Here is a 26,824-nt window from a genome sequence, read left to right as displayed (position 1 = left end):
CCTGATTCATTTCCGTTGTGGCAGCTAATCCTACCACAACGGAATATACACCGGATAACTCGTATCCTCTTCAGCGGCCCCAGGGCTTCTCTTCACCCACAATCTGCGCAGATCAGGCAGACCATACCCCGCAAGACGATAATCTCTCAGCGAATCATGATGGGCGTGTTCTTCCTTGAAGCTGTATGTGGGCAGAAGCAATGCCTCCTGAATCAGTCGATCTTCTAGCCGAATCAATCTATTCAACCGCTCCGCGGGTTCCTGGATCATGACCACTCGTCCACATTCCTGTTCCAGTTCATGTCTCCAGTAATCATTCATCGCAATCAGGAATAACGTATTCTGGAAGGTGTACATCGTCACGAGACTCAGCACGACATTATCATTGAAGATTTCTCCTGTATAGATCAGATCACAATCCCCAAACCCATCTTGATAGACTGCGTGGACCGGATCTCCCGGCATAATGTTGATATGTAGGCCAATCTGTTTACATCTCTCTGCAAACCAGACCATATCCGTCTCCATCTTCTCTCCTTCTTCCACCCACAGACTTAAACTCTGCCCTTGATAAGAGCTATGACGCAATAATGCTGAGGCCCGCACCATTGAGGTCTCCACGGAAAGGTCAGGTACAGGTGTGACCGAACCATCCGGTTGTTCCGATTGCTGTTTCCCTGGCTCCCCTTGATCTGAACCCACCTTTAAAGGTTGCTGTACTCGTCCTCGAATCAGACTATAAGCAGCCTGCGTGTTCGTGCTTCCGAGCGCTTGCGACAACTCCTGCGCATTCAATAGCTGTTGAACAGCCCGGCGAAAATTCACCTCATGCTGCGGCCCTTCCTTCTGCATATTAAACGTCATATACATGCCACCCTGCATCTCATGCTGCACGGCACGAGGCTCCGCATCCGGAAATATATTATGCTTGATGACGGACTCCACCCTCCCAGAATGGGGAAGTTGCCATATTTCAACGCGGTCAATATAGGCTCGGCCTCGGAAGTAGGAAGGGAATACTTCCAACACAAGCAGCTTGGAATCATGACGCGTCAACCGATAAGGTCCTGTTCCAATCGGATGGAGCGGATTCATCTCCACATCTCTCGGCAAGATCGATGCAGACATACTACTCATCAGATCCGGGAACATGAAGTTAGGCTTGTTTAACACAAAACGTACAGTCAATTCGTCCAACGTCTCTATGCGCTCAATAGATCCAAACAGAGGCCTGCACGGGTTACTCTTGTCAGAGATAATGCGATCAAAGGTAAACTTCACGTCCTCTGAATCCATTATTCTGCCATGATGAAAGGGTATACCTTTGTGCAGATAAAAAGTCCATTCGCTCCCCTCTGAATGACTCTCCCATGCCACAGCCAGACTCGGTTCACAGACCTGGTGTTCAGCATTATAACGAACCAAACGATCAAAAACCTCCGCAACAATAAAAACTTCTCCCCACATGGCCGTCTGCGTGGGATCCAATGTCTTAAAAGGGATATTCCGTGGAATCCGCAATGTATCCACTCGTCCTCTGTCCCCTCCATTCGAACGCAGACCGAATTGATGTTGCATTTGTTGCATCAGATGTTCTCTCATCGTAATTGGCAAGGTGGTGGCCAGTTCATAGGCATCCTCCATCCTGTTCCCATCCAGGAGATGGTCAAACCGTTCACGCGCCACTTCAAGCAACGGGACACAAAATACCAGCATCGATTTTTTGCCTCTTCCGCGTTGCGGGTTCCACCTGACCCATCCGTTCTCCTTGAATTTGTTCATAATGAGGTTCATATTGCGCATGGTACAACATAAAAGATCGGCAAGTTCACCTACCGTTGTAAGTACTTCTTGTTCATCATGTACATGTGGAAAGTTTAATCGCAGTTGAATGTAATGTTCTGATACGTCCATATATACCCTACCTTCTGCTAAAATACGAAATCCATCCGGATGCTTCTACAGTTTTTCTTCAGGTTTTCCTCCATTATACTCAGTAACATCAACATGACCAGTGGGAAGGAAGAACAACGATTTATGAAATACGCCGATCTGCACCCGAACATCAGGATACGTATCATTACTGATTTTTTCACCGATCTGACCCAAAAGTCCATCATTCCATTCATGGCGATCTATCTGAGTATTCAGATTGGCGCAGGTTTGGCGGGGTTATTGCTGACGGTCAATATTGTGGCTTCCATGATTGTGGGATTGTGGGCAGGATCTTGGTCTGACCGAATTGGACGAAAAAAATTAATGGTGATCGCACAAAGTCTCCAAGTCATGGCTCTACTCGGCTTGGCCATCGCCAATTCGCCGTGGATGGATTCGATCATCGTCACTTGCCTCATGTTTCTGCTCAGCAGTCTCAGTTCAGGGATCACCGTGCCGATTGCTAATGCCATGATTGTCGACGTGAGCAGTGAACATGAACGTCATTATGTATATGGGTTGCAATATTGGACAACAAATGTTGCTGTAACTTTTGGTGCACTGATGGGCGGGCTGTTTTTCGAATCATTTCGTTTCCTATTGTTCAGTCTGGTATGCCTTGAAAGCCTAGCTACCCTGTTTATTTTGATCTTTATGATTCGTGAAACAATGGATAAACGTGAATCAGGTTATGGCGATGCTCCCATCCAGAGGAACATATTGAAAACCTACTGGGCGGTCTTTCAGGACAAACGTTTCATGATATTTTTCACGGCTACTGTACTTGCAGTCTCCCTGGAATTTCAATTGGATAAATACATCGCTGTTCGTCTAAAAAATGAATTCACCGCCCAACTGCTCGGCTCAGATATCTCAGGTCTGCATATGTTCAGCCTGATCATGGTCATCAACACCGTAATGGTTGCCTTGGTTGCCATTCCATTCACCAGATGGATAGGTCGCTTCCAGTCCCGATCTATTATGACTGTTGGTATGCTCCTCTACACCGCAGGTTTCACCGTACTTGCTTTCAGCAACTGGGCCTGGTTACTCATCTCATCCGCTATATTGCTAACCATTGGAGAGTTGATGTATGCCCCTGTTCGTCAGGTCATGCTCGCGGGTATGATTCCAGATTCGGACCGTGCTGCCTATATGGCTGCTGACGGGTTGAGTTACAACGTTGCTGCCCTTCTCGGCAGTCTCGGGTTAACCATTGGAGCCTTTCTGCCCTCCTATGCGATGGCTGGTCTGTATATCCTGATGGGGCTTGGAGCGCTCATCTTTTTCCGAATGTTACTTCGGAAGGCAGAGGAACAGAATCAACATCTGCCGTGTGCAGATGCATCTTGATTTCACTTTTCTGGCAACTTTTCGGACAACAAAATAATCATCCTAGGGAGCCCAACTGGCTCTCTTTTTCATGTCCATGATCAACGTTCAGAAGTAAATTATCTTTAACATTTTGTATATTATAGTTTACATTTAGTCAAATATCATGTACATTAGGTTCATGGAGGTGAGCAAGTGGAAGAATTACACAATCACGTTCGGGAGTTACGAGCCAGAGACCGGCTATCCCAAGCAGAACTGGCCAAACTCATTGGTGCATCCCGTCAAACCATTGCCCTGATTGAGCGTGGAGATTACTCTCCGTCGGTCGTTCTGGCACTAAAAATAGCACATGTATTTCGTGAACCTGTCGAAAAAATCTTTGAACTGAAAGGTGGAGATTAAAATGAAAAATTCATCATCCTCGTCCATTAAAAAGCGGTTGCGTCTTCCCTTGTATGCAGCCGGTGGCGCTGTAGTTGGTTTTCTCGGCGCTAGCGGAGTGAGTAAACTCCCTTCTGACTTGAACTGGACGCTGTCCGTGTATTATGACTATGATCTTTTATTCGCAATCCTGGCGGCTCTTGTGGTAGTTATGACGGTGTTGAACATCTTCAGTCTCTCCCGCACGCCATCTGTCCCTCCCATGGAAGATGATGCTTATGGAGATTCCGATTCACTCATCTCACCCGCAGAGCGCTCCCTCGGAAAAGCGATGATCCTCAGCGGATTCAGCGTTATTCTTACGTTTACCTGGGCAGCACTTGCCTTGTCCTTGTATGCATCCAACCGAACCATGCCGAATTCTCCAGAACTGTTCAACCTCTTGAATTTTGTTGCTTCGTGTATCTCTATTATCATCGTTGTGGTCGTGCAAACTCTGACTGTGAAGCGATACAACCGTTATTATCCTGAGCGCACTCTGGATCTGAACTCGCGCAATATGAAGAAGGATCATTTTGAGAAGCTGGATGAAGGCGAGAAATGGATTGTCTATCGCGCAGCCTATCGTTCTTTTCAGATGATGAATGTACTTCTTGGTGTTGGAATGGTCTCTATGGTTCTATATTCGATGCTCTTTACCTTTGCTCCATTCCCAATTGTGATGCTCTCTGTGATCTGGATTGCCAACATCGGAATCTATTATCGTGAAACCTATCGTGCGAGTAATCAGTAATACATGAGTAGGTAACTATTTTGTAAATATTTTCATAAAGGAGTGTTTGCATGCATTTATCCAAACGAAAGACCCGTTTCAGGTTCACCTCCCTAACAGGAGCTTTTATGGCTGCGGTTCTGTCTCTCAGTCTGTGGGTACCCGCAGTTCAGGCGGAGACCGCGACTCCAGTAGCTGCTGAACAAGGAAAGACGAAAGCGCTGACAACCGAATCAGCTACAGCATTTCTGGATTCATTCTTCGATTCACCTGAGGCAAAAGCCCATTATGTGGGAGCCTCCGTTGTTGTTGTGAAGGATGGCAAAGTTCTGGCGGAAAAAGGATATGGCTTCTCCGATGTGGAGAGTAAAACAGCGATCGATCCCAAAAATACCGCTTTCCGTGTAGCCTCTGTCTCCAAAACGTTCACGTCAGCAGCTGTAATGCAGCTGGTAGAGCAAGGCAAGGTTGATCTGCAAGCTGACTTTCAGACCTATGTGAAAGGGCTCGAATTTGATAATCCTTTTGACAAACCTGTAACTGTGGAGAACCTGCTCACACACACGACCGGATTCGAGATCCGTGATCCGCAACAGGAAGACATCCATACTGATTTTGATAAGTACATAGCGATGGAGGATTACGCACAGCAACACATGCCTCCTGTCGTTCGCGAGCCTGGTAGCGCCTATATGTACGATAATTTCTCGTTTTTGCTGCTTGGTATGATTGTTGAAAATGTAAGCGGCGAACCCTTTGAATCCTACATGCAACAACATATCTTCAAACCGCTAGGAATGGATAACAGCAGTTTCATGCTGGACAAAAAGTTCCAAAAGCAGCTGGCCACAGGCTATGATGCGGCACACAATCCGCTTGATCTGTACACCATCTCTCCAACACCAATGCCTCAAGGTGGCATGTTGTCTACCGCTGAGGACATCGGGAAGTTCATGATTGCGTTCCTGAATGATGGCGTGAAGGACAACAAACGAATTTTCAAGGAATCCACAGTGAAAAGCATGGAACAGTACCGTTCTTCCATTCATCCACTGTTACCAAACACCACGTATGGATTCGAAGCTGCATTCCAGCTTCCCGGAGCAGGAAGTAGTCCAAGTATCATTACCAAAGGAGGCGACCTGACCGGATTCAGCTCTTATCTCTTCCTTATTCCCGAGCAAAATACAGGCGTTTTCCTGACGTATAATCAAAATGGAGCACTTCGTAATCTGTTCTACCCTGCATTCATTCAGAGCTTCTTCCCACAATATGCAGAGCCTGTACAGTTCAAGGATTACACGCCGCAATCCGCAGCTGAGCTGCAACGCTTCACCGGATTGTACGCCGATCTTCGACTTAGCACGATTGTAAGTTCCCTGAAAGGTGGCGGGGATAAGCCAGGACAACTGAGCATTAACGATGTATTCCTAGGTCAACGCAACCTGATTCAGGTGGAAGATAATCTCTTCAAAGATGAATTGACTGGTCAATTCACAGCATTCAAAGAATATGCAGATGGCACCACATACATGAAAGAACCTTACCTCAACCCTATGGGTTATGAGAAAAAAGGTCAAAAGCCTATGGGCTTCCGGGATGTTCGTGAGAACAGTCCTTATGCTGAAGCCATCTACGCCATACAATCTCTTGGATATTATGAGAATGATGGCAACAAGTCTTTCCAACCAAAAACAGGTGTAACACGAGCTGAATTTATTGAGAACACCCTTAAACTGAGTGGATTGAAGCCCAGCAAAACTACGCCTCCTGCTGACACCGACTGGGCAGACCATACAGCGGCCGGATATATTCAACTCGGATATGAGTTGGGTATGATTACTGGCACGGACGAACAGCAGTTTAAGCCGGATCAAGTGATTATCCGACAGGAAGCAATGGTCATGATGTGGAGAATTATGCAACTGCAATATCCTAGCGAACTGTTCAATGATGTGAAACTTGCGGGGCACACAGATGCATGGGCTGTACCAGCCATTCAGATGATGGCGAAGCTTGGTATCCATGGACCCGAGGTGAAGGTAATGGAGGATGGTTCTGTTGATTTCCTTTCCCGCAAACCTCTGATTCGTCAGGAAGAGGCTGCGATCATGTATGCGCTGCTTACCCAACCAACAGATCAAATCGTCGCTGAACTGATGGCAGCTCAACAACCACAAGCAGAACCTGCCGAAGGAGCTGAGCCTGCAGATGAGACATCTGAAACTGCGCCGGTTCCTGTACCAGCGCCGGTCCCTTCTGTGACTTCAGCACAATAAAAATAAAACATCTTCATACCGATTAGATTGATCATGCTTATGATGCAAGAAAAAACAGGCTTGTTCAGAAGGATACGATCCTTCTTGAACAAGCCTGTTTCGTTACTTTTCATAACTCATTATAGCGATCGGTTACTAAGTTATATCCGTCTCTATTCGATCAACGAAGATACATGGAGGTTCCCGTTGCGCTGATCAAACTTGGTTGCAGCGGTCTGAGCATGCTCCGCAAAGTAATCGGCCAGCTTGAGCAGGTCGCCCGGATCGCCTTCATACGGGAAGGATGCTGGCAGACGCAATCGGTATTGTGGAGATTCTTCCACCCAGCGGCGAAGCAACGATGCCGTTCTGGCATAAAACAACATTTTGGCGTAAGGATCTTCATGATCAGCAGCGAACACCAGTGTTTCCTCCAGCACATCAATGCCTTTTGCCGGATTTGTACGTGTGAGATAATCCATCTGCTCCGCAAAACTCTGCACAAAATCGTTCTGGCCTTTAATCAGCCGATATCCCTTGGTCTGATGTTTATCTGCTTCCGCAGTCCGTCCCAACCGATATAGCGGCATCAAAATTTCAGACAAAGTCAGATGCGGAATCTCTGCACAGCTCATACGCCCTTTCAGGATAGGCTGTGCCGCCTCCAACACCTTCTCATCGTCTCCTTTTAACAAGAAATATCGCATAATCTCATCCTGCTCACAGGCTTCGCAGTCACTCATAAAGTCACGATCCATCGTTCTGAATCGATCATAACTACGTCCCGCTTCCTCCAGCTCCCCAAAATCCATAAAGATCCGGAACCGATAATACCAGTAGGAGCGTTCGCTGTAACCGTAGGACTTGAAGCGCCGTCCGAAATCCTCCAACAGCTCTAGGATCTTCTCGCGTGATATTTCCGGGAAGTCGGGCATCTTGCCCAATATCCATTTGTACGACCACATTAACGTTTCTTCATCATATTCTTCGGGTTGTTGGTCGAACTTGCCCAGTTGCCAGGAAAAAGCAATCAGTGCTTTCATCGGATAACCACAGAATGTTGCTGTCTCCACAATCTCCGATCTTGCTTCATATGCCTCTTCCTCCATGCCGTTCACATCGGCAACTCTTGCCGCTTCCTCCAGCATACCAAGCTTCGCCGGACCATTGGGCAAACCATAGGCCTCGTCCATCAGTTCTTCAAAATCCATCTCTGTCTTCATCAGGCATCTCCCTTACGATCTGTATTGGCACGCAAACCCCAATCAATAAAACGAACAATGCCCTGATTTAACACTTCAAGCTCCTGCTTGCTCATGGCATAATGCCCCATCATCAGTGCATTGACGTATAACATTTCGATGGCAATCGGTGTCATCTGGTCATCCGGTGATGTCAGTACCCGCTGAATGATCGGATTACTCACGTTCAAATACAAAGTTGAGTACCCTGCTGAACTCATGCCAGAAGACAATGAACCCAGAACAGACGAGAACAATTCCGTGCTCTCCTCGCTTGCTTTTTCAAGCGCACGAAGTGTTGAGGATTCCTGAGACAGCGTGAACAACACCGGCAGATCCGAAGGTTTAAACCCTTTCACCTCAGCCCGACAACGGAAGCGCTGTAAGGCAGAATCGGCCAGTCGCAACGCATCATAATACTGATTACGCTCAGCGGGTGGCACAGCGGTGAAACTCATCGAGACCTGATCCGGCTGTAGCCGCTCCGTGTGTACGTTGTGCACGGTCATCGGCAGTGTCGCCATCAAATCGCTGTCATAAATATAACCACCGTTAATTACCAGCATCGATTGTGCGGAAGCTACATGATGAATCTGACGGTACTCATCAACAGAGGACGTGAAATACAATGTCTCTCCTTCATCAATTAACTCACCCAATTCACGGTGACCCCTCGTACTCTCAAATGGCAACCAGCGATGAATCATCGCGTAGAATGCTTGATCCTGCACAGCCAATGCCTTCATGGACAGAGCATGCAGACGAATCAGCTTCTGAAGCCGTTCCGTCTGGCTCTCAGCCATGTCGGCCAGTCCCTTGCGAAGTGCGTCTCCGAGTTCGGAGCGAACTTCCTCCAGCTTTTCATTTTCATAAAAATGTTCCCGTGATGCCGTCGGTTGAAGCTCATCTGTCCAAATCAGACATTTCACGAAGAAAGCCCACTCTGGCAAAATGTTCTCAGCCTTCTCCGAAATCAGCATTCGCTTCAGGTAAACCCGGTGAGAACGCTTGGCATTCAGATTAACCGCGTGTGGCAGTACAAAAGCAATACCTCCGGTACGGCCTGAAGCTGTCGTCAACGGAATGAAGTCTTGGAACTGCTCACCAAGCAGACGTTCACCAAAAGCCAATACCTCCGCTCTGCGTGAACGTGCGAGTGCAGGGTCCATCAGCCAGATCGGGGTCTCGCTATTCACCACATGTTGCACGCCGTCATGATAAAGCGTGACCGGATACGGCAATAATGCTCCGTAATAGAACAGAGCTTCTTTCACATAATCCGGTTCAAAGTAGTGCGCCGCGTCCGGTGTGCAACGCAGATATACTTTGGTCCCCGGGGACAGCTGTGTATCCAACTGTCGAATCGTATAGGTGCCATCCGGCTTGCCCCGCCACTCCATCGAAGGTCCGCCCTTGGCGGATTGCGTCAGCATGACAATTTCGTGACTCACCATGAAACAGGATAACAACCCAATCCCGAAACGCCCGATAAACGAAGTCTCTCCATCCAGCAGCGCTTGCTGCCCCCTCTTCGAGGATTGTCCAATCATTGCCAGAAATTCATGGATGTCAGCTTCAGTCAAGCCGATGCCGTTGTCCTCCACCATCATGGTCAATTGCTCACCTGTTCCCGTCAGTTCAACACGAACTTCACCCTGATACCCTGGCTCCGCCTCCGTTCGTGCGGTAATCGCATCCGTCGCATTCTGCATCAGTTCGCGCAAGAACACTTTAGGACTGCTATATAGATGGTTGGATAAAATCTGGATCATCCCGCTCAGGTTCACTTGAAAACGATATTCATTGGATGCTGTCATGACTCACTCACCTTCCTCTACGTCCAAACACAATATGTACCCATACGATGTATTCATATGGATGTGTTAGACGAATTCATTATGTAATCGTTAGAAACAGACGTTCCCCGTGACAGGCACGCCAAAACATCACGTCAAGCCGGCCCTGGATAACCAAGACCGGCGTTATATGCATATTTCAGGCATTCATGAGACGTAAGGCCTTATCTTCCATTACCACGTTATGAATAGCAATGAAACGGATGTTCTACCCTAAAATAAGGATACATGTTACAAGGCAGAGTGAAAACAAACCTGAGACCCGATTTCAGACAGACTTCAGGGTAAATGTGCATCTTACATTCGGGACTATTGAAGGAGGAATAGATCTTTTTTGTCGTCCATTTGAACGATATCAGCCTACCACACGTATAATCTCCAAACTCAGATCGGACGGTGAATATACATGATCGAAGTACGCAACATATCCAAGCAATTCAAAGTGCATCAAGCACTGCATGATGTCAGTTTTACAGTTAAACAAGGCAGTGTCACCGGGTTGATTGGACCCAACGGTTCGGGCAAAACCACACTGATCCGTATCATGAATGGGGTTTTGGGCGCTTCCAGTGGACAGGTAACCATTAACGGATTGGACACCGCTTGTGAGGCAGAGAAAGTACTGGCCATGTGTGGCACTCTTACCGAGCAAAGTGGATTATATGAAAATATGAGCGGGCGTGACAATCTGACTTTCTTCGCAGATGTTTTTGGCCTGAAGCATGCCAAGAAACGAATCGACGAGCTTGTAAATCTGTTCGAGTTGCAGGATTATCAGCATCGAAAAGTCGGCACCTATAGCACAGGCATGAAGAAACGCTTGGGCCTTGCACGAGTACTCTTGCACCGTCCTTCCATCCTGTTTCTGGATGAGCCCACCAATGGCCTGGATCCGGATGGAATTCAGATGGTGCTACGCATTATCCGTCAGTTAAATAAGGAAGAAAAGATGACAATCCTGGTCTCATCCCATGTGCTGTCCCAACTGTCAGCCGTCTGTGATCATTATATTTTCATGGAAAAGGGGCGCATCGTGGAGGAAGGCACGGAACAGGAGATTGTTAGCCGGTACCTGTCCACTCCGAAGCTCGAAGTAGAAGCCGACATGCCGGATGGATGGCACACAGCAACCAACTACACACCTGAAATCATCTCCGCACATAAAGCGACGTTTCAGCTTACATCACGTGAAGACATTCCATTACTGCTAAGGCAATTAACGGAGCATGGTCAAGTCTATCAGGCCCGCATCACGGGCAGTGATCTGGAAAGTATCTATTTTGCCATAAGGGAGGCACACCACCATGAATAACCGCCAAGCCATACGTGCACTGGTACGTAAAGATATTCGGTCCGTCACAGCCAGCGTTCAGCTCTGGCTGCCCATGTTGATCGTTCCACTGATTATCGGAATCATTATGCCCTCTGCTCTCCTGTGGGCGGCCTCCAGAATGGAACTTCGTTCTCTGGGCAACATCAGCTTTCTGCTCGAATCATTGGATGCGTTAACCCATGGTGGACAGATTCCTCAGCTTGCTTCCATGCCTACAGATAATCATCGTATTGTCTATTACTTGGCCATGTATATGTTCGCTCCCTTGTTTCTCATCATTCCGGTGATGGCCTCCAGTATTCTGACGGCCAATAGTTTCGCTGGTGAGAAGGAACGCAAGACGCTGGAAGGGTTGTTGTTCACACCGATCAGCATGGACACTCTTTTTAAAGGTAAAGTGCTAGCTGCCCTGATCCCTTCCATTCTATTATCCTGGGTTACTTTCCTGATCTACGGAATCATTGCCAATATTCTGATGTATCCCATGTTTGGAACGTTGATGTTTCCCAATCTGAACTGGATAATACTTGTCGTGTGGGTTGTTCCCGCTTGCAGTCTTATGGTCATTTTATTAAACGTCCTGATCTCGGCCAAGGTCCGTGGGTTCCAGGAAGCCTATCAGCTCGGCGGATTAATTGTCCTCCCCCTCATCGCCTTAGTCGCTGGTCAAGCCAGTGGCATGCTGCTGATTGGTCCTTGGATGTTAGTCATGATTGGAGCAGTGCTCCTGCTCATAAGTGTGGTTCTTCTTCGTCTGGTCACGTCGTGGAATAGTCGTCAGCAACTGGCGGAAAGTCAGATCTGAATGATGTGGAGTGTAGCGACGAAATTCAACAAACTACACTGTCGCTCCGCTATACAGATTGAGAAATAAATAAGTGCAGGTTATGATGTGGAGATATATGCTATGGGATGATTTATAGAGAGGAATGGAACAACTGTATGGAATCCAAACTACTTCAAAAATTAAAATATGCTTCACAATTAACGGCACAGGAGAAGCATATTGTGGACTATATCCTAAGCAATCCCGAAGTTGTATTTGATTCTACAGCCCATGAACTGGCTCAGCAGACCTATACAAGCTCATCCACCATTGTTCGCTTATGCAAAAAGCTGGGTACCAAGGGGTACCCAGACTTTCAGTTAAAACTTGCTCTTGAATATCAACAGATACCTTCCGCGTTGCAGACGCAGGATCATGCAATTGCAGAACAAGGCAACGTGCTGGCTGCCATCGATTCCGTTCCTTACCTGTACCAGCAGGCGCTAGATGATACGCGCCGGATGTTAAATGCTCCTGTTTTGCTACGAATCGCGAACTGGGTCAAAGAATCCGGACGTATCGATATCTATGGCAGTGATATGAATTATTATCTGGCTCAGCAGGCTTGTGCCAAGTGGAATGAACTCGGCATATCTGCGATTGCTCATAATAGTCCCAACATGCATTACTTGAACACGATGAATCCCAACAGCCTGACGTTGTCTTTTGTTATCTCGCACACAGGTGAGAATCAATCCATGATTGAAGCTGCCAAAGTGCTGAGCAACAAACAGATGAAAGTCATCGCGGTCACGGGCAACAACCATTCAACCCTGTCCAGACACTGTGATGAAACGCTGCTGGCTTACGGATACAATGAACAGTTAAGACTGTCCAAAATGTCTTCGATGGTCTCGGTACTCTACATTTTCGACATGTTGTACATGGGGAGCATTAGCGATACGTATTAACGATTAACGCTGGTCTGCTGTAAATACAATCCCGGCATCCTTACGTGCACTCATAAGTACACTCATTACAGACTGGCTGTGTTCGAGCAGTTCGTAACACCGTTTGTGATCACCACTTGCATGGATGTCCCTGAACGCTTCCCACTCATAGTACAGCCAATTCAATTTGGTCTGCGCATTATACGCCACAGCAGGCTCATTCCCGATCTGAAGCTTGATCTCCCGGCAACCGTTAGCTCCTCCTACAACCTGAAGATAACCTTTCTCGCCCTGAATAAGCACAAAGTTCATGCTGTTTGTGTCTTTGGCACCTACACATTCCGCAATAAACTCCGGATAGTGGAGAACCACTACACCTGACGTATCAATGCCGTTTGCATGCTTGTTCGCGGTATACGATACGGTATTCGGACTGCCAAACAGATTCATGACCAGATGCAGATTATAAATATTGATATCCATCAGCGCGCCACCAGAGAAATGTGGATTGAATACGTTCGGCGTTTCCCCTGCAAGCAGATCATTGTATTTGCGCGAGTATTGACTGTAGTTACACTGGATGAGTTTGATCGGACCAAGCTTTGGTAGTTGCTCCTGTATGACTTTAATATTGGGCAGATGAATGTTGGAGATGGCTTCAAACAGCAACAGATTCTTTTCTTTTGCAAGTGCAATCAGCGTTTCTGCTTCCTGAAGCATGGACGTGAACGGTTTTTCGCAGACGACATGTTTGCCATGTTGAAGTGCCTGATAGGCCTGTTCGTAATGCATGCTGTTTGGTGAAGCAATATATACGAGATCTACATTTGTATCTGAAAATAGGGATTCCAGGTCCGTATAGATGGTATCGACCCCATACTTACCCGCAAGCTCCTGTGCTGTCTCTCTCTTCCGGGAGTACATCGCTGTACACGTAACATCTTCCAGCTCATTGATCGCAGATAAAATGGCATCTACAATGGACCCTGTACCAATCGTTGCTATATTCATCATATCGTTTCGCTCCTGTCGTTGGTTGTTTGTCAGTTGGCTCTCTTCGCTGCTCTGGTTGAGTGTAATGTTATCACGATCAAGTCAGGCGGAGAATGCTTTGGGACGGGATTGGCAGCATCATGCGCAATTCGATTTCAGGTTTGAATGACTATGAAATTCAATTTCATTCTCTTCTTTTTTTCATGTTTGAGATCTAACATATATTCCATAGTTTACCGATATAACATAAGGAATTAACGACATACATATAGAAGAATGAAGGGGACGATGAACGAATGAAAACAGGGTATACATACGTACAACGCACCATCTGTACATTGCTGTTATTTACACTCATTGCAGCAGTGACATTGGGAGGTGGAACCGTAGCCGAGGCAGCTTCACTTAGCCAATCCACAGTGTATTATGAGTCCGACGGAGTTTTGTACAAAGTATCCGCGGATGGCAGCAATACAACAGAAGTATTAATTGATTTCCAAGGTGTGGACTTGCTCGCGGCAGGCTCTTATCTCTACTACACGCAGACTGCTTCTTCCACAACCTTGCTTCGGGTTCCGAATGACGGGTCCAGCGATGCGGCAGAGACATTTGCTACAGATGTACTCAGCTATTACACGGATAACGGATTCATCTATTATCTGGATGCTACAGGTACCATTTATCGTGCGAATGGCAATAGTGACGCTTCATCTGTCACCAAGATTGCTGACAAGGCTGATACCGACTTCCCATTCCTCCTGGTAACCAAAGGGCGTGCCTACTATAATGCGTTGGTTAATGGAAACACGTGGATCGTGTCCAAAACGTCCAACGGTGCTGGAGCTGTGCAACGGATTGCCGCAGGCGCAGTGGAAGGACGTTATTTTACGAATCAAGCCAAAAACGAACTGCAACTGATGGTAAATACAGACCCCTACGAGGAGTTTTATTCCACCAATGCTGTTGTCATGTATAAGGTGAACTACAACACTGGCAAAGCAACTGCGGTTAATCCCAAAGCCAAACTGGATGTGAATGCTGTATATTCCGGTGGTTGGGGAAACAATCTTTACGTGTATAACAAAGGAATCGTTCTCGACAGCAATAAGGATTACAATTATGCCAAAGGCAAAGCGTTTGCGTTAACAACTTCAGCCAAAACACTTCAGCTTCATAACAAAAGCGTTCGTGAAGTAAGTGCCTTAGGTACAGACAAGGTTGTCCTTATTGATGCAGACAAAAAGGCTTATGCCAAAACGGTCTCGGGCAACAAAGTGACCAAGTCTGCCAACCTGAACCTGAACAATGTAACGTATGTTGCGAATCAATTGACCAATGGTACATCTACGGCTGCATACATCTCGGGCAACAATGGACTCTATTCGGTTAATACAGCTCTCAAGGTAACGAAACTTACCGGGGACGAATGGGATGCATTCCATATCAGAGATGATGTTGCGGGCCTCTTCTACATCAATGCCAAAGATCAATATCGCTTGTATCACGTGCAAACGGTTGGAACAGGGAAAAAAGTTATGAGTGACGTTTTCCTCGACAATATTCTATTGGTGACACCGTACTAACATATCATGTTGATTCAGGCGTATAGCCCATTCAACGGACATGTCCATAACAAAAAGGATTACCATGCAGCCATAACGGCTCTTGGTAGTCCTTTTTTGGTTGTCGAAAACTATTTTTCAAAAACATCTTCCATATGAGAATGATAATTGTTATCATTAATAAAAATAAGACAAAAGGATGGTCCGTATGACTGAACAGTTTCCCTTCATTGCTGAAACCTCATCTCTACCGCTCCTCTCCTCCATGTGCCGTGTGCGTCGTGGGGAGAATTTCCGTGTGCAAGGCAAGACGGTGTCACGGCCCATGCTCTGTCTTATTTTGCAAGGAGACGGTGTTCTGGTCCTGAATGATACAGTCTATACGGCGCAAGCGGGCAGCTTGTTTGTACTGAAGCCAGGAACAACCATCGAGGCCGCTGCACGCTCGAACGTTACCGAATGTATATTGCTAAGCATGGATACGGTTTGTTTGCAGCAAGTGCGCGGTGAATGGAAAATGACCTCATCACCCGCCTTCCCGCTGGATTGGGAGACAGGCAGGTTGCTGGTTCGTCATGAGCAGCAGGCTGTATTACGTTTGGAACAACTGTATGAAACCTATCGCGGTCTTCAACCGGATCACTTTATCAGCATACATAGCCAACTGCATGAGCTGTTGCAATTTCTCTCAGAGAACAGGCTAGAAGCCAATCATGAGAAAGTGGACCCTGCCTTGGAACGCAGCATTATGTATATGCGACGTTACATGAGTGAAGGAATCAGCATGGATCAGCTTGCCAAGATTGCTGGACTCACCCCCAGCTCTTATTCACGCAGTTTCAAGAAGGCCAAAGGCATGTCACCGACCGATTACCTGAATCGTTTACGTATAAAAGAAGCCAAAAAACAGCTGACAGAGGAATCCTGTGTCCTCAAAGACGTCGCGGTATCTGTCGGGTATGGCAATGAATATTATTTTAGCCGAAAATTCAAACAAACCTTGGGGATTGCTCCCAGCGTATATATGAAAAGAGATCAACTTCGCGTAGCTACGGCATCCATTATGGGATTCCATGAGAACTTGGCCTCGCTTGGACTGCGCCCGGTAGCTGTGCTGGAAGGTGAAGGAGTGTTTGACCGAGAATCGGATGAATATGAACAAGAACGCCGATTAACCAGACAATTCGATCAACTTCGGCAGGCGAAGCCAGACTTGATCATCGGTGACTTTTACCACAAGCCCTATTACGATCGCCTGAAAAGTATTGCACCCACCATCATCTTGGAGTCTACTGAGGACTGGAAAGAGAACCATATTCGCATAGCCGAACTGGTCGGACGTGAGAAACAAGCGTTGCTGAATTTCAAAGAACTTGAGTTTCGCAAGCTTGAAGCAAGCCTGAACCTGCAACCCTATTTCGGACAAAAACGGTTGGCTCTGATGGAGGTTACGAATCAGTCCATTCGCTTAAAAGGGACTGGCGAGCATCCATTAAATCACTTGTTGTATGCTGAATTGGGACTTCAGCCTGCTCAGCTTGTATCTCCCCAAAGTTCCAGAAATGAGTATGTAGCGGATAGTATTCCCGTGCTGGACACGGATTACCTGTTAATTCATCGTGCTTCGCTTCAACCTGCCAGTGAAAAGGTGTTCCGACGCATGAAACAAACGGCATCATGGAATCGATCTCCTGCTGTATTGTATGGTAACGTTCACGATATTTCGAACTGGCAACGGTTATGCTGGACCCCGGGTGGCCGGTTGCAGATTCTGAACGAACTGGAACAGATTACTCAGCAGTCTGTAGTCTTTCCTCAGGCAGGTCTGATCGGACATTAGATGTGAACATAGGTCGATACGATGGGCAAGATTATCTTTTTCATCGTGTTCCTTCATTAATAATTCAGTAAGATATTGCACAGGCCAAAGGGCCCTCTCCTATAACGGAAAGGGCCCTTTGCATGTAATTATGAATGTTCCTTAATCTCTTCCTTCGGAACAAGCTTGTATATCTCTTCATTTTCCATGGTATCAATCAACCGATCCAACCATTTGTAATATGCTTCCGCTTGCAAAACTTTGTGTTTGTCTTCCATCAGAATGTGGATAAGTTCAGCGTCTGCCTGCTCATCCAGACCTTCGACTAGTCGATTCAGTTCTTCAATTGATTTGCGTAGAATCTGAAGGTTACTCTCCACGGCTTTTCTCCATTTAATCGCAAAATAATCCGTAAACGTCTGATGCCAGTCGTATTCCACTTCATATAGGTCTTTTCTGGAGCCCTTGCTCCACACTTTATTTACCATTTTCAAATCCAGCAGTGTTCGTACACCTGTACTCATACTCGTTTTGCTCATTTCCATTTCCCGTCCCATATCGTCAAGGGTCATTGGTTTGTCTGCAAAAAATAGCAATCCATATAAGTGTCCCGTCGACAGCGTAACGCCGTAAAGATCCATATTACGTCCAATGGCTTCAATGACGCGCTTACGAATCTTCAGCACGGTTGCCTGCTGTTCCTCTTGTAAATGGTCCAAGCCCATGCTTGCAACCTCCATTCTGAACATTCCACAGTCTTTGGCGAAATAATTGCAACACTTTAAAAGTCCTGCTTACATGGGAAAGCACTCGGCCGGACATCATATATGCCAGAGGGCTTTCATTCACCCAATGTATGAAAATGGGAACTTTACCAGGCTACAATTGCCTATGACTATCTTTTAACCAAAAAATTCAGCTTCAATTCAGCTCATTTTCTATTGTAGGAAAAGCAATGTCAAATGTAAAGCTGCCTTATTAGCCAGAATAAGGAGAATGACGGAGTATTTGGACGAAAAACTTTGTACAGTTTTTACTGTACAAACATTATGTACTGTTTATTCGGTTGATATACTGGTTAAGTATTGTTAGACTTAAAAACGTTACCCAGAAAGACGGGAAGCGAAGCAACAATTACCGGATTTCGTGGCTGGGCGCATAAGTGTATGGGCTTATGGATGCTGAAAGCCGTTCGAAGTGCACAACACATCAGAAGGGGTGAAAACATGACCATACTTGAAGTGAAAAACGTAAGTAAATTGTTTGGACCCCAAACCGAGCAAGGTCTGCAATTACTGGAGCAAGGTTGGGGTAAAGAAAAGTTGGCCAAAGAAAAACAGATAACGGTTGGTGTCAACCGGGTCAACATGGACATTAAGGAAGGCGAGATTTTCGTTATTATGGGACTGTCCGGGAGTGGTAAATCCACACTGGTTCGGATGTTCAATCGTCTGATTGAACCAACATCCGGAGAAATTCTGGTCCATGGTAAGGATCTACGCAAGATGAACAAAGAACAATTGCGCGAAGTGCGCCGGAAAACGATTAGCATGGTCTTCCAGAAGTTTGCGTTGTTCCCGCACCGTACCGTTCTTGATAATGTGGAGTATGGATTGGAAATACAAAAAGTAGATAAGGAAGTACGCCGGGAGAAGGCAAAAACCTCACTTGAGCTGGTTGGCCTTAAGGGCTGGGAAGACAAAATGCCAGATGAACTCAGTGGCGGGATGCAGCAACGTGTCGGCTTGGCGCGTGCACTTGCCAATGACCCGGAAGTACTACTGATGGATGAAGCCTTCAGTGCACTTGATCCATTGATTCGCCGTGATATGCAAGACGAGTTGATCGAGCTTCAGGATAAAATGAAAAAGACCATCATTTTCATTACCCATGACTTGGACGAAGCGCTGCGCATCGGCGATCGTATTGCCCTCATGAAAGACGGCGCAGTTGTGCAGATCGGTACACCGGAAGAAATCATGATTCAACCGGCCAACTCATATGTGGCCCGCTTCGTCGAAGACGTGGATCTGTCCAAGGTCCTCACTGCCGCTCACGTCATGCGTCGCCCTGAGACAATCACACTTGACCGCGGTCCTCGGGTAGCCCTCGAACTCATGCGCGAAAATGGTGTCTCTAATCTGTTTGTCATTGACCGTTCGAAGAAGCTACTTGGTGTCATTACTGCAGAAGATGCAACCCGTGCAATGCGCGAAAATAAAGTATTAAATGACATTCTGATCACGGACGGGCCGACAGTGTCGCCTGAGACCCTGATTCATGAATTGTTTGAGATTGTAAGTTCTGCCCATGTGCCGCTCGCTGTTGTTGGTGAGAATGGCCGTCTGCAAGGTGTTATCGTCCGCGGTGCCCTGCTGGGTGCACTTAGCGGTGAAGTTGCAGTAAAGGAGGAACTTGAGAATGATTCCCAAAATACCACTAGCATCGTGGATTGAATCCATCGTTGACTGGATGAGCTCCTCGCTCTCCGGATTGTTTAATGTAATCTCTATTGTTATTCAGGCAGTAGTTGGATTCTTCTCCGGGCTGTTCATGCTGCCCCATCCACTCCTGTTCATTGCCATATTGGGTGTTCTTGCGTTCCTCGTAGGACGACTCCCACTGACACTATTTACGGTTATCGGGTTCTTGCTCGTAGATAACTTGGGATACTGGTCCCAATCGATGGACACACTCGGCCTGGTTATCACTTCAGGATTGGTTTCGATCCTGCTTGGTGTACCTGTCGGAATCTGGCTCGCATACAGTAAAACTGCGGCGCGTATCATTACACCGCTGCTTGACTTCATGCAGACGATGCCTGCATTTGTCTACTTGCTGCCTGCGGTCACATTCTTTAGTCTAGGTGTCGTTCCAGGTGTTATCGCTTCTGTTATATTTGCGATTCCGCCAACGATTCGTCTGACTCACCTGGGTATCAGACAGGTATCTGGCGAATTGGTTGAAGCAGCTGATGCATTCGGCTCAACTTCCATGCAAAAGTTGTTCAAAGTACAGCTTCCACTCGCTTTGCCTACCGTGATGTCCGGTATTAACCAGACCATCATGCTATCACTGTCCATGGTTGTTATTGCATCCATGATTGGTGCACAAGGTATTGGTGCGGAAGTCTATCGTGCTGTAACACAGCTTCAAATCGGTAAAGGTTTCGAAGCCGGTCTGGCCGTTGTTGTACTCGCGATTGTTCTGGACCGTTTTACACAAAATGTATTTATGCCAGGTCGCAAAAAAACCTCACGCATTACAGCCAAGCAAAAAGCATGGATCACTGCTGCAGCAACATTCCTTGTGCTTGTAGCTGGTTTCTCACAATACTTCGTTGGTGGCACAACTTCGGCTGGTGGCAACAATTCAGCAGCCAATGCTGTAGGTCAAGAAGTAAACTATCAGATTATCGGTATCGATCCAGGGGCTGGTATCATGAAGTCTGCTGCAAAAGCGATCGAAGACTATAAATTAACTGACTGGACTCTGATTGAAGGCTCTGGTGCAGCCATGACAGCCACGCTGGACAAAGCGATCAAAAATGAAGATCCAATCATTATTACAGGTTGGACTCCGCACTGGATGTTCAACAAATATGATCTGAAATATCTGGAAGATCCAGAAAAATCTTTCGGTGATGCTGAAGAAATTCACACCATCGCCCGTAAAGGTCTGAAAGAAGATCACCCTGTTGCGTTTGAATTCCTGTCCCGTTTCCAATGGACATCGGATGAAATGGGTGAAATGATGACTGCTATCCAAGATGGCACATCTGCAGAAGAAGCAGCTAAAGCTTATGCTGAGAAACATGCCGATCAGATTGCTGAGTGGACCAAAGGTCTGACTCCAGTGAACGGTGATGCATTCAAACTCAGCTATGTGGCTTGGGATTCCGAAATCGCAAGTACGAACTTGCTAAAATATGTGATGGAAAACAAATTGGGTTATAAAGTTAACGCTCTGCAAGTCGAAGCCGGACCAATGTGGACGGGTGTTGCCTCAGGCGACGTAGATGCCTCTCCAGCAGCTTGGCTGCCATTGACACACGCAGACTACTGGGAACGTTACAAAGACCAGGTGGACGATCTGGGGGCTAATATGACAGGTGTACGTACAGGCCTCGTGGTTCCTAAGTACATGACTGAAGTAAACTCGATTGCAGATCTGGAGACAGGTGCCGCTTCTTCCACTCCATCGGCAAGTGCTAATGTGGGCGAAGAGGTTAATCACCAAATCGTTGGTATTGACCCGGGTGCAGGTCTGATGAAGGCCACAGCAAACGCCATTAAACATTATGAATTGTCTAACTGGAATCTGATTGAAGGCTCCGGAGCAGCAATGACTGCATCGTTGGACAAAGCTTATAAAAATGAAGAACCCATTATCGTTACGGGTTGGACTCCACACTGGATGTTCAATCAGTATGATCTGAAGTATTTGGATGATCCCGACTTAATTTTCGGCGATGCAGAGGAAGTTCACACGGTTGGACGTAAGGGAATCAAGGAAGATCATCCCGTTGCCTATGAGTTCTTCTCTCGTTTTAATTGGACTGCAGATCAAATGAGTGAAATCATGGTAGACATTCAAAAGGGCGTTTCGCCTGAAGAAGCTGCCAAGACTTATGCGGAAAAACATCCGGACCAAATTGAAGAATGGACCACGGGGTTAACCCCGGTTAAAGGTGACAATTTACGTCTCGGTTATGTTGCATGGGACTCTGAAATTGCGAGTACCAACCTGATGAAGTATGTGCTTGAGACGGATCTGGGTTACACAGTCAAAGCACTGCAAGTCGAAGCTGGCCCCATGTGGGCAGGCTTGGCAGCAGGTGATATCGATGCTTCTCCAGCCGTATGGCTCCCGCTCACACATGGGGACTACTGGAAGACATATGGAGACAAGATTGAAGATATCGCTGTCAGCATGACAGGAGTTAAACAAGGTCTGGTTGTTCCAACGTACATGGAGATCAACTCTGTTGAAGACTTAAAAGATAATTAAACCAGATTGAGATGGATAAACCTGAATTTGGTAAAAGACCACCGAAATTTTTCGGTGGTCTTTTTGTTATGGCTATGTTTTTTTCAGGCATGCTATTTGATTTGATATTCTATCCTGGTCTTACTGCATACTGCTGTTTTAAGCATTCAAACGCTTTTTCCATTTGACTCTTCTCACATATCCTCTTACTTTGCCTTAAATCATAAACATCGTATGTAGATGATACTTAGTGAGTTCGTTAATTTCCCAATAACTATCCGATCAGTAACAGTAATACACCAATGACAATCATGACGACACCTAGAATACCATATACCACCCTTGCGCCCTGCCGTCCAATAGTCTTTACAAAAATTCCTGCTCTAAAGCTCTTCATAAACCAATCCCAATTGTTGATACCACCGAGCAAACTAAAAATTCCTGCCGCTATGGCAAATAGTGCGATTAAAACGGGTTGATCTTGCATTTCGTCAACACTCCTTCAGTATAATCCTGTCTACTATACCTTCACTTGGTGAAAATTAACAGGCATTAATTAGAAAAAAAAATCAGCTTGCAGATGGGAGTCTGCAAGCTCTTTTAGGGAGTTAAACATATTATATTCATTTGCCCATAGAGAACTAATTTCTACAATACCTGCTGATTTTCGCGAAATCTTTCTAAGCTATATCTTGTCTGGAGAATGAGTACATTCTGCAATTATTCGTAGGTTTTGCCGATTGTTAGCACGTAGGAGGTTTTTTTACATAAATCGTCATCTCGACTTTAGGCCTATCCGTGGTATATAAAATCGAACTACTGACACATGTTAATTAAATATCTTTTATTTTGACATACAATCCCTCACTCTTTTAAGCCATACTTTTGTTACTTGGCCTATGATCAGACATAACCTGTTAATGTTCATCATGTTATCAATGTTGCAATCATTTGTTCAATCAGGTTGTACATTATGAAAAATCCGTCTTAGGTCTCAGAGGATATCATAAAATTACAACAATGCGACGATCATTGATGAACGCCGCATCTGGTTGTAATGTGAAATTAGCCTACAGTTATTTCTTCACCGTACTGTTATATTGCGCAATCTTGTCTGTAATTTGTTTAGCTGCTGCATCCAATGCTTCCTGTGGTGTACCTTGTCCATTCAAGACCGTTTCAATCGCTCCTTCGACAAGTTGTCTGGCTTCCGGGAATACACCCATTAATGCCCCTGATGTTGCTGTCGAATCGGCGGAAGCGTGCAATTGATCGACTGCTGTCTGGAATTGCGGGTACTTCGCCATATTATCCTTTAATACTTGCTCATTGTAGGCTGCTGTCGTAATAGGGAAGTATCCTGTCGCAACACTCCAGTTCGCTTGTACCTCTGGTGTAGCCAAGTACTTGATGAATTCCCACGCCGCTTGCTGTTGCGCTTCCGATTTGTTATTCATGATGTACAAGCTCGCTCCACCCACTACAACGCCGCCTTCTTTGGCATCCGCTGGACGAGGCAGGAAGCCTGTTCCCAGTTCAAACTTGCCACCTGAACCTTCTACGATTTTACGCAGGCCAGCTGTGGAATCAAGAGTCATACCGATTTGCTGAGCGGTAAATGCTGCTGTTGTATCGTCTGTGCTACGTCCCAGATTGGAGAGGGTCTTCTCATCAATCATCTTTTTCCACCACGTTAAAGTCTTCACTCCAGCTTCGGAGTTCAGCAGAGACTCTGTAGCTGCTTCATTTCTTCCGTTTCCATTGTTTACATAATCTGCATTCTGGTTTGCAAAGAACTGTTCCATAAACCAGCCGTAGATCGCCATGGATGCACCTGGCTTACCGTCTTTCGCCAGTGCTTTTGCTGCTTGCTCAAACTCTTCATACGTCTTCGGCGGGTTCTCCGGGTCCAGACCTGCTGCTTTGAACATATCCTTGTTGTAATACAGGATCGGGTTGGATGTGTTAAACGGCATGGCGTTCAATTTGCCATCGATGGTGTAGTATCGGATGATGTTTGGCTCCAGTTGGGACAGGTCGAACTGATCCTTGTCGATAAACTGTTGTACTGGCGTAATCATGCCCGAATCGATCATGAACTTGCTACCAATCTCATAGACTTGGATAATGTCTGGACCGCTGTCTGAGCCCATGGATGCTTTGAGTTTGTTCAGACTTTCATCGTACTTCCCTTGATAGATGGGTTTCACCTGAATGTCGGGATGGCTAGCGTTAAAATCGGAAGCGAGTTGGTTAATGGCTTTCTCCCCAGCGCCAGACATGGAATGCCACCACGTCAATTGTGTTGTTTCAGCTACGGCCGCTTCTGCTTGTGCTCCACTTGCCGGGCTGCTTGTTTCAGCTTTTGTTCCGCAAGCGGAAATGACCAACATGAGTGCAGCCAGCATTAATGCGAATGTTCCTCTTTTTTTCAAACGAAATCGCTCTCCTTTTATATGACTCGCGTACAATAAAATCTTGAGGATAACGCGTTGTGGCCGTTACGGTTACGAATCGTTCTTTTGATCGCTGTTATCCCCGGATTTCTTTCATTCCCTTTCAAAGGGGGAAATCCGGGGATAAAGGCGAACGCTTTGCTTCTTCAGAATCGATTTCGTCCCCTCCACTACTACCGTCGTTCATTTCAACATTTTATTTGAAGCACAAGCCTCATTTTATTCGCTCCTGGTATCCAAACCTTGGACCTTGTACGAAGATACAAGGTTTAATTCAAAACCTCAAAATCAAAATCTTTAGATCAAAACCTTCAGAGCTTCCACTTCAATTAAATACTTGTAAAACCTTCTCTACTTACCCCTTCAGTGCGCCTGCGGCCATTCCGCGGACAAGCTGTTTCAACCCGAAAATCAATAGCAGTAAGGATGGTAGAATGACCATTGCTGTTCCGGCAAATACCAGATTCCACGCTGTGGATTCCTGGAACTCCAGCATCGAGATCCCGATCTGTGCGGTTCTCATTTCCGGTGTGTTTGTCACCAGCAGCGGCCAGAGATACGAATTGTACATGCTAAGGAATGAATAGATTGCCAGTGTTCCAAGTGCCGGACGGGACAAAGGCAAGACATGCGATATGAAATAGCGAATATGACCACAACCGTCAATCCTCGCCGCCTCGAACAATTCCTTGGGTAGCTGCATGAAGAACTGTCTTAGCAGGAATGTACCAAACGCCGTTGCCAGAAACGGCACGGTAAGCCCCTGGTAACTATCTAGCCAGCCCCAACTGCGAACCGTCAGGTAGTTGGGGATCATCGTCACTTCCCATGGAATCATCATCGTTGCGACAAACATGCTGAAGATGACGTTTTTGCCTTTGAACTGCATTTTCGCAAAAGCATAGGCTGCCATACTCGCTGTAATCAATTGACCAAGCGTTGTCAGTCCTGCGACAAGAAAGGTATTGCCGATAAATCGACCGATCGGAACAATATCAAATACTTCGCTAAAGTTGGACAGATCGATGGAATTTGGAATGATATGCGGCGGATAAGCACTCGCATCTTCCGGCGTCATCACGGCCATGAAAAAGGTGTACATCACCGGATACAGCACAAGCGCTGCACAGATCGTCAGTAATACATACAACAGCGTTTTGGTCCATGTCGCACTCATTGGTAATGCACTTTCCTTTCTACCCATTTGAACTGGATCAGGGTCAGCAACATAATCACCACGAACAGGATCAGTGCCTGTGCACTACCTGTACCAAAGCGGAAATTAACGAAGGCTTCCTGATAGATGGAATATACAAAAACATTTGTACTGTCCATCGGACCACCCCGGGTTAGAATGTTGATCTGACCGAACGATTGAAAAGCACCAATGATTGATACAACCGTGACAAAGAACAACGTTGGTGACAGTAGCGGCATCGAAATTTTGCGAAACGTCAGCAATGGTCCTGCACCGTCAATCTTGGCGCTCTCGTAGATCTCATCCGGGATGCCCGCCAAACCACTGGATAGAATAATGTAGTTGAATCCAAGGTTCATCCAAATTGTCATGATGGAAATTGAGATCAATGCCCAATCCGGGCTGGTGAGCCAGGGAATTGGATCCATACCTACTTTGCCAAGCAGATAATTCAGCATGCCCAGGGTCGGGTGGAATAGAAACTTCCAGATCACCGCTGACGAACCGACGGATAACACCACGGGCAGAGAGAATACAAATTGGAACACACGCATTCCCTTGAACCGGTTGTGGGTCAGTGCAGCCAGAATCAGAGCAGCCAGCATGCCCGTAGGCACTGTAAACAGTACAAATAGTAATGTCACTTTCATCCCTTGCATAAACAGTCCTGATTGGAACACGGCCTTGAAGTTATCCAGTCCTACATAAGCCGCAATCTGCCCCGTCGGATCTGTGGAATGCAGACTCAGGTACACGGACTTAAACATCGGGTAAAACAGAAACACTGCAAACAAAAGCAGCGATGGTGCCAGGAAACCATAGGCCAGCAGATTCTCCCGCATTCGCTGCACACGCAGCGAGGCTGTCCGGCGCTCACTCGTACCGGATACGCGCCGTTTGGCGGCGGGCAAGCTGATCCGGTTATCAAGCTCACTCATCGGATTTTCTTCCCCCTTGTTTCACGCATTCAGTGTGTGTGA

Annotated in this window: 20 protein-coding genes; 11 read left to right on the top strand and 9 right to left on the bottom strand. The window is 46.4% G+C overall.

Features of this window, described 5'->3' with window-relative positions; genetic code table 11:
* Positions 1-30: 30 nt before the first annotated feature.
* On the bottom strand, positions 31-1,914 hold the full coding sequence (locus MKY01_RS07115; protein WP_339286005.1) for an ABC transporter substrate-binding protein: 1,884 nt from the start codon (positions 1,912-1,914) through the stop codon (positions 31-33).
* Between the two features lie 123 nt (positions 1,915-2,037).
* Between MKY01_RS07115 and MKY01_RS07110 the strand changes: the two genes are divergently transcribed.
* The 4 genes from MKY01_RS07110 to MKY01_RS07095 all read left to right on the top strand — a co-directional run bounded on the left by MKY01_RS07110 (position 2,038) and on the right by MKY01_RS07095 (position 6,702).
* Complete coding sequence (locus MKY01_RS07110; RefSeq protein WP_339286003.1) at positions 2,038-3,288, top strand: MFS transporter; 1,251 nt, start codon at positions 2,038-2,040, stop codon at positions 3,286-3,288.
* 174 nt (positions 3,289-3,462) lie between these two features.
* A complete protein-coding gene (locus MKY01_RS07105) occupies positions 3,463-3,672 on the top strand; it encodes a helix-turn-helix transcriptional regulator (protein WP_017690042.1) in 210 nt (69 codons plus the stop codon).
* 1 nt (position 3,673) lies between these two features.
* A complete protein-coding gene (locus tag MKY01_RS07100) occupies positions 3,674-4,444 on the top strand; it encodes a DUF3169 family protein (RefSeq protein WP_127551316.1) in 771 nt (256 codons plus the stop codon).
* Positions 4,445-4,494: 50 nt separating this feature from the next.
* Complete coding sequence (locus tag MKY01_RS07095; protein WP_127551318.1) at positions 4,495-6,702, top strand: serine hydrolase; 2,208 nt, start codon at positions 4,495-4,497, stop codon at positions 6,700-6,702.
* 152 nt (positions 6,703-6,854) lie between these two features.
* Here the strand turns inward: MKY01_RS07095 and MKY01_RS07090 are convergent, their stop codons facing one another.
* A complete protein-coding gene (locus tag MKY01_RS07090; RefSeq protein WP_127551320.1) occupies positions 6,855-7,904 on the bottom strand; it encodes a hypothetical protein in 1,050 nt (349 codons plus the stop codon).
* Positions 7,904-9,739 (bottom strand): HSP90 family protein, encoded by a 1,836-nt coding sequence (locus tag MKY01_RS07085; protein ID WP_127551322.1) that lies wholly within the window; start codon positions 9,737-9,739, stop codon positions 7,904-7,906. The genes MKY01_RS07090 and MKY01_RS07085 overlap by 1 nt, the downstream gene beginning before the upstream one ends.
* A gap of 445 nt (positions 9,740-10,184) precedes the next feature.
* Here MKY01_RS07085 and MKY01_RS07080 point away from each other — a divergent pair, with 445 nt between their 5' ends.
* From MKY01_RS07080 to MKY01_RS07070, 3 genes are all read left to right on the top strand, one after another.
* Positions 10,185-11,090: an ABC transporter ATP-binding protein gene (locus MKY01_RS07080; RefSeq protein WP_127551324.1), complete on the top strand. Its 906-nt coding sequence runs from the start codon at positions 10,185-10,187 to the stop codon at positions 11,088-11,090.
* Positions 11,083-11,916: an ABC transporter permease subunit gene (locus tag MKY01_RS07075; RefSeq protein WP_127551326.1), complete on the top strand. Its 834-nt coding sequence runs from the start codon at positions 11,083-11,085 to the stop codon at positions 11,914-11,916. Before MKY01_RS07080 ends, MKY01_RS07075 begins: the two co-directional genes overlap by 8 nt.
* A 137-nt stretch (positions 11,917-12,053) precedes the next feature.
* Positions 12,054-12,848, top strand: coding sequence for a MurR/RpiR family transcriptional regulator (locus tag MKY01_RS07070; protein WP_253506362.1), 795 nt, complete (start codon positions 12,054-12,056; stop codon positions 12,846-12,848).
* Positions 12,849-12,851: 3 nt separating this feature from the next.
* On the opposite strand, the gene MKY01_RS07065 is transcribed toward MKY01_RS07070, so the two are convergent.
* Entirely contained in the window at positions 12,852-13,838 is a 987-nt protein-coding gene (locus MKY01_RS07065; protein WP_164783423.1) for a Gfo/Idh/MocA family oxidoreductase, read from the bottom strand.
* Positions 13,839-14,116: 278 nt separating this feature from the next.
* On the opposite strand from MKY01_RS07065, the gene MKY01_RS07060 reads away from it, so the two are divergent.
* The gene (locus MKY01_RS07060) at positions 14,117-15,403 is read left to right on the top strand and encodes a DUF5050 domain-containing protein (RefSeq protein WP_127551333.1); all 1,287 of its coding nucleotides are present in this window, start codon (positions 14,117-14,119) and stop codon (positions 15,401-15,403) included.
* Positions 15,404-15,590: 187 nt separating this feature from the next.
* Complete coding sequence (locus MKY01_RS07055) at positions 15,591-17,222, top strand: helix-turn-helix domain-containing protein (protein WP_164783421.1); 1,632 nt, start codon at positions 15,591-15,593, stop codon at positions 17,220-17,222.
* Positions 17,223-17,350: 128 nt separating this feature from the next.
* On the opposite strand, the gene MKY01_RS07050 is transcribed toward MKY01_RS07055, so the two are convergent.
* On the bottom strand, positions 17,351-17,926 hold the full coding sequence (locus tag MKY01_RS07050) for a transcriptional regulator (RefSeq protein WP_036611216.1): 576 nt from the start codon (positions 17,924-17,926) through the stop codon (positions 17,351-17,353).
* Positions 17,927-18,427: 501 nt separating this feature from the next.
* On the opposite strand from MKY01_RS07050, the gene MKY01_RS07045 reads away from it, so the two are divergent.
* Both MKY01_RS07045 and MKY01_RS07040 read left to right on the top strand, forming a co-directional pair.
* Positions 18,428-19,657, top strand: a complete 1,230-nt coding sequence (locus MKY01_RS07045) for a glycine betaine/L-proline ABC transporter ATP-binding protein (protein ID WP_036611218.1) — start codon at positions 18,428-18,430, stop codon at positions 19,655-19,657.
* Positions 19,623-22,211: a glycine betaine ABC transporter substrate-binding protein gene (locus MKY01_RS07040; RefSeq protein WP_127551337.1), complete on the top strand. Its 2,589-nt coding sequence runs from the start codon at positions 19,623-19,625 to the stop codon at positions 22,209-22,211. The genes MKY01_RS07045 and MKY01_RS07040 overlap by 35 nt, the downstream gene beginning before the upstream one ends.
* A 253-nt stretch (positions 22,212-22,464) precedes the next feature.
* Here MKY01_RS07040 and MKY01_RS07035 read toward each other — a convergent pair whose 3' ends face one another.
* The 4 genes from MKY01_RS07035 to MKY01_RS07020 form a co-directional block, all read right to left on the bottom strand.
* A complete protein-coding gene (locus tag MKY01_RS07035) occupies positions 22,465-22,677 on the bottom strand; it encodes an immunity 17 family protein (protein WP_047842001.1) in 213 nt (70 codons plus the stop codon).
* 589 nt (positions 22,678-23,266) lie between these two features.
* Complete coding sequence (locus tag MKY01_RS07030) at positions 23,267-24,625, bottom strand: ABC transporter substrate-binding protein (protein ID WP_339285999.1); 1,359 nt, start codon at positions 24,623-24,625, stop codon at positions 23,267-23,269.
* A gap of 376 nt (positions 24,626-25,001) precedes the next feature.
* Positions 25,002-25,823: a carbohydrate ABC transporter permease gene (locus MKY01_RS07025; protein WP_036669010.1), complete on the bottom strand. Its 822-nt coding sequence runs from the start codon at positions 25,821-25,823 to the stop codon at positions 25,002-25,004.
* On the bottom strand, positions 25,820-26,782 hold the full coding sequence (locus MKY01_RS07020) for a sugar ABC transporter permease (protein ID WP_076327280.1): 963 nt from the start codon (positions 26,780-26,782) through the stop codon (positions 25,820-25,822). Before MKY01_RS07020 ends, MKY01_RS07025 begins: the two co-directional genes overlap by 4 nt.
* Positions 26,783-26,824 lie beyond the last annotated feature (42 nt).

The organism is Paenibacillus sp. FSL R5-0486 (assembly GCF_037975155.1).
Classification (GTDB): domain Bacteria; phylum Bacillota; class Bacilli; order Paenibacillales; family Paenibacillaceae; genus Paenibacillus; species Paenibacillus amylolyticus.
This window is presented reverse-complemented; position numbering and strand designations above follow the sequence as displayed.

What these genes read in the sequence shown, in the direction of transcription:
- MKY01_RS07115 (WP_339286005.1), bottom strand. Translation starts at nt 1,914, where the DNA reads ATGGACGTATCAGAACATTACATTCAACTGCGATTAAACTTTCCACAT.
- MKY01_RS07110 (WP_339286003.1), top strand. Translation starts at nt 2,038, where the DNA reads ATGAAATACGCCGATCTGCACCCGAACATCAGGATACGTATCATTACT.
- MKY01_RS07100 (WP_127551316.1), top strand. Translation starts at nt 3,674, where the DNA reads ATGAAAAATTCATCATCCTCGTCCATTAAAAAGCGGTTGCGTCTTCCC.
- MKY01_RS07095 (WP_127551318.1), top strand. Translation starts at nt 4,495, where the DNA reads ATGCATTTATCCAAACGAAAGACCCGTTTCAGGTTCACCTCCCTAACA.
- MKY01_RS07090 (WP_127551320.1), bottom strand. Translation starts at nt 7,904, where the DNA reads ATGAAGACAGAGATGGATTTTGAAGAACTGATGGACGAGGCCTATGGT.
- MKY01_RS07085 (WP_127551322.1), bottom strand. Translation starts at nt 9,739, where the DNA reads ATGACAGCATCCAATGAATATCGTTTTCAAGTGAACCTGAGCGGGATG.
- MKY01_RS07080 (WP_127551324.1), top strand. Translation starts at nt 10,185, where the DNA reads ATGATCGAAGTACGCAACATATCCAAGCAATTCAAAGTGCATCAAGCA.
- MKY01_RS07075 (WP_127551326.1), top strand. Translation starts at nt 11,083, where the DNA reads ATGAATAACCGCCAAGCCATACGTGCACTGGTACGTAAAGATATTCGG.
- MKY01_RS07070 (WP_253506362.1), top strand. Translation starts at nt 12,054, where the DNA reads ATGGAATCCAAACTACTTCAAAAATTAAAATATGCTTCACAATTAACG.
- MKY01_RS07065 (WP_164783423.1), bottom strand. Translation starts at nt 13,838, where the DNA reads ATGAATATAGCAACGATTGGTACAGGGTCCATTGTAGATGCCATTTTA.
- MKY01_RS07060 (WP_127551333.1), top strand. Translation starts at nt 14,117, where the DNA reads ATGAAAACAGGGTATACATACGTACAACGCACCATCTGTACATTGCTG.
- MKY01_RS07055 (WP_164783421.1), top strand. Translation starts at nt 15,591, where the DNA reads ATGACTGAACAGTTTCCCTTCATTGCTGAAACCTCATCTCTACCGCTC.
- MKY01_RS07050 (WP_036611216.1), bottom strand. Translation starts at nt 17,926, where the DNA reads ATGGGCTTGGACCATTTACAAGAGGAACAGCAGGCAACCGTGCTGAAG.
- MKY01_RS07045 (WP_036611218.1), top strand. Translation starts at nt 18,428, where the DNA reads ATGACCATACTTGAAGTGAAAAACGTAAGTAAATTGTTTGGACCCCAA.
- MKY01_RS07040 (WP_127551337.1), top strand. Translation starts at nt 19,623, where the DNA reads ATGATTCCCAAAATACCACTAGCATCGTGGATTGAATCCATCGTTGAC.
- MKY01_RS07035 (WP_047842001.1), bottom strand. Translation starts at nt 22,677, where the DNA reads ATGCAAGATCAACCCGTTTTAATCGCACTATTTGCCATAGCGGCAGGA.
- MKY01_RS07025 (WP_036669010.1), bottom strand. Translation starts at nt 25,823, where the DNA reads ATGAGTGCGACATGGACCAAAACGCTGTTGTATGTATTACTGACGATC.
- MKY01_RS07020 (WP_076327280.1), bottom strand. Translation starts at nt 26,782, where the DNA reads ATGAGTGAGCTTGATAACCGGATCAGCTTGCCCGCCGCCAAACGGCGC.